Annotated in this window: 6 protein-coding genes and 1 pseudogene; all 7 read right to left on the bottom strand. The window is 52.7% G+C overall.

Annotation, left to right across the window (positions count from 1 at the left end):
- Positions 1-72 precede the first annotated feature (72 nt).
- A complete protein-coding gene (locus tag L692_RS0106935) occupies positions 73-1,065 on the bottom strand; it encodes an NAD-dependent epimerase/dehydratase family protein (RefSeq protein WP_025698390.1) in 993 nt (330 codons plus the stop codon).
- A gap of 80 nt (positions 1,066-1,145) precedes the next feature.
- Positions 1,146-2,144, bottom strand: coding sequence for a serine hydrolase domain-containing protein (locus L692_RS0106930; RefSeq protein ID WP_025698388.1), 999 nt, complete (start codon positions 2,142-2,144; stop codon positions 1,146-1,148).
- A 40-nt stretch (positions 2,145-2,184) separates the two neighbouring features.
- Positions 2,185-2,739, bottom strand: coding sequence for a TetR/AcrR family transcriptional regulator (locus tag L692_RS0106925; RefSeq protein WP_269636719.1), 555 nt, complete (start codon positions 2,737-2,739; stop codon positions 2,185-2,187).
- A 183-nt stretch (positions 2,740-2,922) separates the two neighbouring features.
- Positions 2,923-5,607 carry a CHASE3 domain-containing protein gene (locus L692_RS0106920; protein WP_025698384.1) on the bottom strand — a complete coding sequence of 895 codons (2,685 nt, stop codon included), beginning with the start codon at positions 5,605-5,607 and terminating at the stop codon, positions 2,923-2,925.
- 65 nt (positions 5,608-5,672) lie between these two features.
- Entirely contained in the window at positions 5,673-6,047 is a 375-nt protein-coding gene (locus tag L692_RS0106915; RefSeq protein ID WP_025698382.1) for a DivIVA domain-containing protein, read from the bottom strand.
- Positions 6,048-6,185: 138 nt separating this feature from the next.
- Complete coding sequence (locus tag L692_RS0106910; protein ID WP_025698380.1) at positions 6,186-6,545, bottom strand: helix-turn-helix transcriptional regulator; 360 nt, start codon at positions 6,543-6,545, stop codon at positions 6,186-6,188.
- A gap of 348 nt (positions 6,546-6,893) precedes the next feature.
- A pseudogene (locus L692_RS0106905) lies at positions 6,894-7,225 on the bottom strand (general stress protein); the annotation flags it as partial.

Genomic DNA, 7,225 nt, shown 5'->3' with positions numbered 1-7,225 from the left:
CTCGCGGACTGGCTTCCGGAGCTGGTCAGCAGCCTGAACCGCTCGTACGATTCCTAACCGGAAGCCGGTTCGTTAGCGCGCCTTATACCAATTTACCGTATCTCGAATCGTTTCAATTAAAGGACGAAAATGAATGCCCAGCACGCTTTCCGCTTTTGCCGCCGAGGTCCGCTTTTTGTTGGTAATCGACCGGATGCCATTGACCGACAACGAGAGCGTCTTGCCTGTTGCGGCCGCATAGCGCTCCGCCGCCCATGCCGCCGCGAGAAGCAGTCTCTTCGGAAGCTGCAGTCTCGGAGCCGGAATGCCCGTTGCTTCCTCAAGCACCTCCATCAATTGCCGCTGGCTCACATGATGCGCGCTCAGAATAAAAGAATCCGATTCGGTTATTCTTTCTGCGGAAATGATCATCGCCTCAGCCACGTCGCGCGGGTCAACCACGTCAATGCCCGAATCGGCAATGAAGCCCGGCAGCCGCCGGTTCATGTAATCGAGCACCAGCTTGCCTCCGCTCGTTGGAGCCGCATCCCATGGCCCGATCATCCAGGATGGCTTCATCGTCACAACCGGTACCCCCAGCTGCCCGGAGAATACGGCGATCCGCTGATCGCCGATCACCTTGCTCCTGCCGTAATCATTCAGCGCTTCGCCTGGGCTCATCACATCCGATTCATTGCTTGGAGTGCCGTCCTCGCGCTTGCGAATCGTTGCGTTGCTGCTCGTATGGATGATCTTCCCGACTCCGGAAAGGCTGGCCTCCTCAAACAACCGCACCGTGTTCGTCACGTTGATCCGCTCAAGCTGCGGCCAGTGCGCGCCCGGAGCGAACGTTTCCCGGAAGTAGGCCGCCGTATGAAAGAGCGTATCGCAGCCCTGCAAGGAGGTAGCCCATTCCTCCACTTGCTCCATATCGCCGACAATCATTTCCGCCCCGGTGTCTCCCAGCAGTTTGTTTCCTTTTTGCTTCGAGCGTACAAGAGCCTTGACTTCATGTCCTTGCGCAGTCAATTGACGGATCAGGTTAATGCCCAGCATGCCTGTGCTTCCGGTTACAAATGCTTTCATTGTCATTGCTCCTTTGCCGAGATTATTCTGTTGAGAATAAGTATTAGACTGTCGCTGTTTTATCTAACTAACGTCTCCGTTCATTCCATCATTGCGTCGGACACCAAATTGCCGAATGTCCGGATATCTTTGAGATAATCGTAATCCTCAGGATTAAAAAGCTGGTTATACATCCGTACTGCTACCGCGTCATAGGAGGGAATGACCAACACGGCGCATCCCGTAATGCCGAGTGCTTGATACGAGCCAGCAGGCACGCGCTCGCCAATCTGGTTGACTGGTGTGTCGTGTTGAAGCCACCAGATATAACCGTTACGTGGCATTAGGGACGGAACGGAATCATGCGTGTGGAGAGCCGTCACACGCTCGAATATACTAAATGGCAGTACTTGCTCACCGCCCTCGGCAGTTCCCCGGCGAAGATGAAGTTGTCCCCACTTTGCAAGATCGCGGGCGCTGACGAACAGGTTGCTTTGGTCTCCGGCCGTGCTGTCGTTCGGACCGACCCAGTTGTCCGGATGCGAATAATAATTGTAGATCAGATGTTCATGCGGGGCTGTACACCAGCCGGTTTCACGCAAGCCATAAGGCTTAAAAACCGCTTCTGTCATGAATTCACTCAATGTCATCCCGGTAAGTCGGGATATGATCTGGAACAGCAGCGCGATGCCGGCATTGCGATAAGCCCACCCTTTACCGGCAGGAAACTCTTGGATCAACTGTCCTTCCCGTTCCATAAGTCCGTGTGTATGCGTCACGAGGTGACGCAGTGTCACGTCATGCGTGAAGCTGGGCAGACCATCCAGATACCGCGATACCGAATCGTCTATGCTCTCAATTCTTCCCTGTTCGATCAGTAGGCTGATGGCTAGTGCAAGATAGGTTTTGCGTACAGAGCCCACATTAAATTGCGTATGTGCATCCACGATACGCGAACGCTCGTCTTCATCGTGCTTGCCGGAGTAAGATTCGTGCACCTTCTGGCCGTTCTGCAGGACGTATAACGCCGCCGCTGTCGCCCCTATACGGAGCTGCACATCATAAACATAGTCAGCCAACTGCTGAAATCTTGACTTCATGCTTATATCCCCTTCGTTGTAATCAATTATTCTCTCTCTCTTATCTTTGAATGCTTTGCAAATAAGCGGCAAGTATGGCGGCGAACGTATCGTAGGCGCCCTCGTAATCGAACTCTTCATCGCAGAGCCGCTGTAGCCCCAGGCCGTCAAATACGGACAGGAGTATGGGAGCGAGCGAACGCGAATGCTCCTCCGGAAGCTTGCCAACCTGCTCGATAAGCCGGGTCAGATGCTCTCGTTTGCGGGCCAGCGTGGTCTTTATACTCTCCGACACCGCAGGATTTCTCAGCCCCAAAGCATACAACTCATAACGAAGCTTGACCCATGACGGGTTGTCCAAGGCCCTTGATTGTGGAACGTTGAGCGCCGACTTCACGGCTGCCGCATGTAACTGCCCGCTGCTGTCATTTCCCGGGAATACATACGATTCACAGTATTTCTCCGATTCACGGCGGAACACTTCCGCGAACAACAAGTCCTTGCTCGGAAAATAGTAGCTGATCAAACCCTGTGCGACTCCTGCCACCCGGGCAATTTCTTTTGTGGAGGCTTTGTCATATCCTTTTTCAGCCAATACTTGATAGGCCGCGTCAATAATTCTCTGCTGTTTATCGTTCTCCGTAATAAAGACCTCCCAAGATTAAAGTATCATCCCAAGACTTTGTTTGATTAATCAACCAAATGATAACATCGGTTCCGATGCCATTGCAAGCCCCGGGGAAAATAGAACAGGCGCCCTCAACCGTAAGGTTTCGGGTCGCCTGTAACGTCTTGGCAATCAAGCGGCCTTGTCGCATAAATAAAGAGATATGAGCCTTAGAAGATCCTTGATGATGACGGGTTTCTTGATAAAATCGGTCGCTCCTGCTGCCAGGCATTTCTCCCGGTCCTCCTTCATCGTCTTCGCGGACACGGCAATAATGGGAAGGTCGCTCTTTAGCAGTTCTTCACGAAGGATCGACAGCGTATCGTAGCCATCCAGCACCGGCATCATGATGTCCAGAAGCAGAATGTCGATTCCGGGATTCTCTCTGACCCGCTGAAGGCATTCGAACCCGTTCTGCGCCGTCAGTACATGCATGCCGTACTTCACAAGCGTTTGTGTCAGCGCATAGATATTTCGCGGATCATCATCGACCAGAAGGACGGTTCTGCCCGACAGCAGGCCATATTCCCTGTTCACTGGCGTCTCCTTGGCAGCGTCGCTGTTCTCGGGCCGGTGTTCAAGAGCTGCCTCAGCCTCGGAATCGAATGTGTAATCCTTCGGGTCCGGCTCCTCCTTCAAATAAGGAAGATAAAGCGTGAAGGTGCTGCCCGCCTGCGGCGTGCTATTGAGCGTAAGATGGCCGCCGAGCAGCCTTGTCAGCTGCTGGGAAATGGACAGCCCGAGTCCCGTTCCGCCGAACTTGCGCGCTGTTGAGCCGTCCGCCTGCTGGAACGCTTCAAATATAAGATCCCGCTTATCCGGAGGAATTCCAATACCGGTGTCGGTCACGGCAAAAGCCAGCACTGGCCCCGCAGGAGTGTATCCTTCGTATGCAAAGGTGTCGAGCTTGGAGATTTCGAGCGTTACGCCGCCTTCTACCGTAAACTTAAAGGCGTTGGACAGCAAATTGCGAAGGATTTGATGCAGACGCAGCTCATCTGTGTAGAAAATGTCGGGTGTTCCGGGTTGCAGAACGACGCTGAATTCCAGATTTTTCGATTCCGCCGTCTTGCCGAAATACCCCTCGAACAAGGATGGAAATTCGGTAAGATTAACAGCGCTTGTTTCTATTGCCATTTTCCCGGCCTCAACCTTGGACAAGTCCAGAATATCGTTAATAATCGCCAGCAGGTCGCTGCCCGAGGAATGAATCACCGACGCATAGCCCAGCTGTTCTTCCGTCAAGTTGCCGCTGTGATTCTCGGACAGAATCTGCGACAGCAGCAGCATGCTGTTAAGCGGCGTCCGCAACTCATGCGACATATTTGCCAGGAACTCCGACTTGTACCGGGAGCTTCTTTCCAGCTCTTCGTTCATTTTCTCCAGTTCGGCCGCCGAATTCTCCGCAATCTGCTTCTGCGTTTCCAGCTTGCTGTTCACGTTAATCAGCTCATGTGTCTGGGATTGAAGCTCTTCCGACTGGTTCTGCAGCTCCTCGTTCATCGTCTGGGCTTCGTTATACAGGTGCTGGATTTGCATCCGGGTCATCACGGAATTCACCGATACGGCCAACAAATCAAGGAGCTGTTCCAGCAGCTTGAAATGATCGGGCGCCCATTTCAGCAGGGAAGCGACCTCGACCACCGCGACGGTCCTGTTCTCAAACACAACAGGGGCAATCACCGCCTGCCTGGGCGGGGTCCTTCCAAGACCCGAGCTGATATGAATATAGTCGCCCGGCAGTTCTTCAAGCTTCAGAATATTCTGGTCCAGCGCGCATTGGCCTACGAGACCCTCGCCCAGCTTGATTTTTTCTTTGGCGGGGCTTATTTCCTCGTTACCGCCCGCATAAGAGCTGATTCTCAGCAGAGAATCGCCATAGTGGTCTTGAGCAATGTACACCGCGCCGTACTGTATCTCAAGGATGGTTGCCAGCCTGCTCAGGAAGGTATCGCATAGAGCGGCGGGGTCCGTTTTTTCCTGAAGTTTTACCGACATATGGGTGAGCTGATCGCTGAAGCGCTGCTCTCTTTCCGCTTTCTCCAGCAGACGGTTAGTCGCCGCGGCAAGATCGGAGATCTCATCCTGCGTCCTGACCTCGATTCGCCTTGCTCTGCTGTCTCCGTCGGCGATATGGTTGATGGCGGCAATTACGTTCTTCAGCGTCTTCACAATGCCGTCGGTGATGAGGATGGAAGCGGCAAGGGCGACCGCCACCACCAGACTCCACAAAATATACATGGTAACGATGAGCTGCTGGTTCCGGGATCGGAGATCGCTGATCCGCTTGGCCGTGGCGGCTTGTTCAATATCGCGGAAATGCTGCGCCTCGCTGCGGATTTGTTCGACGATTGCTTTGCCGGGATCGGCATTAAAAAATGCGGCCACCTCTTTATCATGGCCCGCCTGCTTGAGTTCGACGACATATTGCCCCGCTTTGACGATCCAGGCTTCGATATTTCGTTTGATGCTTTCCAGATTCTCGACCTGGGATGTACTGCTTGCAACCAGTTCCTTCAAATTGGAGAAGTTGACCTGCCATTTCTCCAGTCCGTCGTAGTAGGGGGCAAGGTAAGAGTCGTTGCCGGTAAGCGCATAGCCTCGCTGGCCAGTCTCCATGTCCAGAACATTTTTCTCCAATTGAAAGGTAAGCTCATGAACCTGCATATCATGTCCGCTCAGAGTGACCGTTTCCTTCTCAAGCTCGGAAATCCGTCCCTGTACGTTGACTAGAAACAGCCCGAGCAGCACCAAAATCATAATGTACCCGAGAGCGATTTTTCCGCGGATTTTCAAATTCATCACATGTTTATCCACAAAAAGGTACAACCTCCGTCCTGATGACCAGCGTGAGCCATTATTTTTTGTACAAGTCCCGGAGGCTAAATCATCTCACTGCGCTGAACGCGTTCCTTGAGCTGGCGGACGCCGGCCTCAAGCCTCAGAATGGTCTCTTCAATCTCTTTCGGATCGATTCCCTGGATAACGGGCGGCGGCGCCTGCTTGCTTTCGGCTTTCATTTCACGCAGGGTAATCTGCTGCTCCTGCCATTTGTCCATCAAGTCCGCGATGGTTGCATAGAACCGTTCATAGTCCTTAATCACATTGTCCAAAAAAGTGTCTACTTCCTCGGGATCGTATCCGCGCAGCTTCATGCCGAACTCTTTCTCGTGAATGGTTAGCGCGTCGAGCGCAATCCCCAGCTGACTGAACAGCTTTCTCTGTTTGTCCAGTCTTCGCTTCATGTGTTCATCCATCTCCAGACCTCCATCGTTGACTGCTTCACTTTCAGCTTAACTTATTATATCAGGGCGGGGACTTGGTGGAAATATCACCGTCCCGCGCCGGTCTGCCTGCTCGCTCTCCCAAAATCCGGAGGGATCTCATGGGGGCTCCTAATAATTATCGGCCACCGCCTTGTTCAGTATGCCCAGGCACCGGTCCAGATCGGTCTTGACCTGCTTCTTGTAAAGCTTCGCTTTCTCGGCTCCGTCCGGCGTGAAATGATAAAGAACGATTTCCTGAAAATCGACCTTGGGATCATTTCCTTTCAGTTGTTTGGTCCGGTACAGAATGCCCTGCTGCACCAATTCGTGGAGGGCGCGGTAGATTTCGCTTTGCGGAGGGTTGTAGCCGTGGTTTTTGAAATCTCTGCGCAAATCCTCCAGCATTTGATAGCCGTAGCCATGATGCTGCTCGACCATGGTGATGAGGTAAAGCTTGATAAACGCCCTCTGGGCAATCATAAAAGCCATAAGAATCCTCCTCTGCTCATTACTGGATATCTCTATATAATCACTGTTTACCAAATTTCACAATATGATTTTTGGGGGAGATTTCCGGGACTTTTTCGATTGAGCTTGTTGCGGGGGGCGTCTTGTTATGGGTTTGATAGGAATGGTGAGGGGGGGATTATTTTTCTGCTGATATTATTGTGAATTTTTCATATGTTGAAATATTGCCGATAGTTGCAGTTGGTTGCCGTATCCGTATCGGATGGGCCGTTAATTTGTGCTTGCGCGCGCAAAAAGGCCGTATTCCCCAAATTGTCATGAATCGGGAAATACGGCCTCTTATGATTTCATGTCGGTAATAGGTTAATTTTAAAGGTTATTCCGCTTATACAGCTCCGGATCGGTATCCGCATTTCCCCCGTAACGGGCAGCGTTCAGCGAGCGGTTGTTACGGAAAATATCCGAGATTTCGGAATTTCGTCCGCTGTCGTCCACAAGAACAAGAATCTTGCCTTGATCCACATAGCCTTCATATTCCCTGGCTTCCTCTTCGGGTATGCCGAGGCCGACAAGCCCGCCGACCAGACCGCCTGCGCCCGCTCCCACCGCCGCGCCGGTCAGTGCTCCTGCTATTGGACCTGCCGCGATAATCGGGCCGATGCCCGGAATGGCCAACGCGCCGATGCCGGCCAGCAGGCCGG

Origin of the sequence: Paenibacillus forsythiae T98 (genome assembly GCF_000520735.1) — a bacterium.
GTDB lineage: Bacteria > Bacillota > Bacilli > Paenibacillales > Paenibacillaceae > Paenibacillus_AQ > Paenibacillus_AQ forsythiae.
Note: the sequence above shows the minus strand (reverse complement) of the source record. Positions and strands in the feature narration are given on the sequence as shown.

Excerpts from the sequence above, each read along its gene's own strand:
- L692_RS0106915 (WP_025698382.1), bottom strand. The coding sequence starts at position 6,047 with ATGGATGAACACATGAAGCGAAGACTGGACAAACAGAGAAAGCTGTTC.
- L692_RS0106910 (WP_025698380.1), bottom strand. The coding sequence starts at position 6,545 with ATGGCTTTTATGATTGCCCAGAGGGCGTTTATCAAGCTTTACCTCATC.
- L692_RS0106930 (WP_025698388.1), bottom strand. The coding sequence starts at position 2,144 with ATGAAGTCAAGATTTCAGCAGTTGGCTGACTATGTTTATGATGTGCAG.
- L692_RS0106935 (WP_025698390.1), bottom strand. The coding sequence starts at position 1,065 with ATGAAAGCATTTGTAACCGGAAGCACAGGCATGCTGGGCATTAACCTG.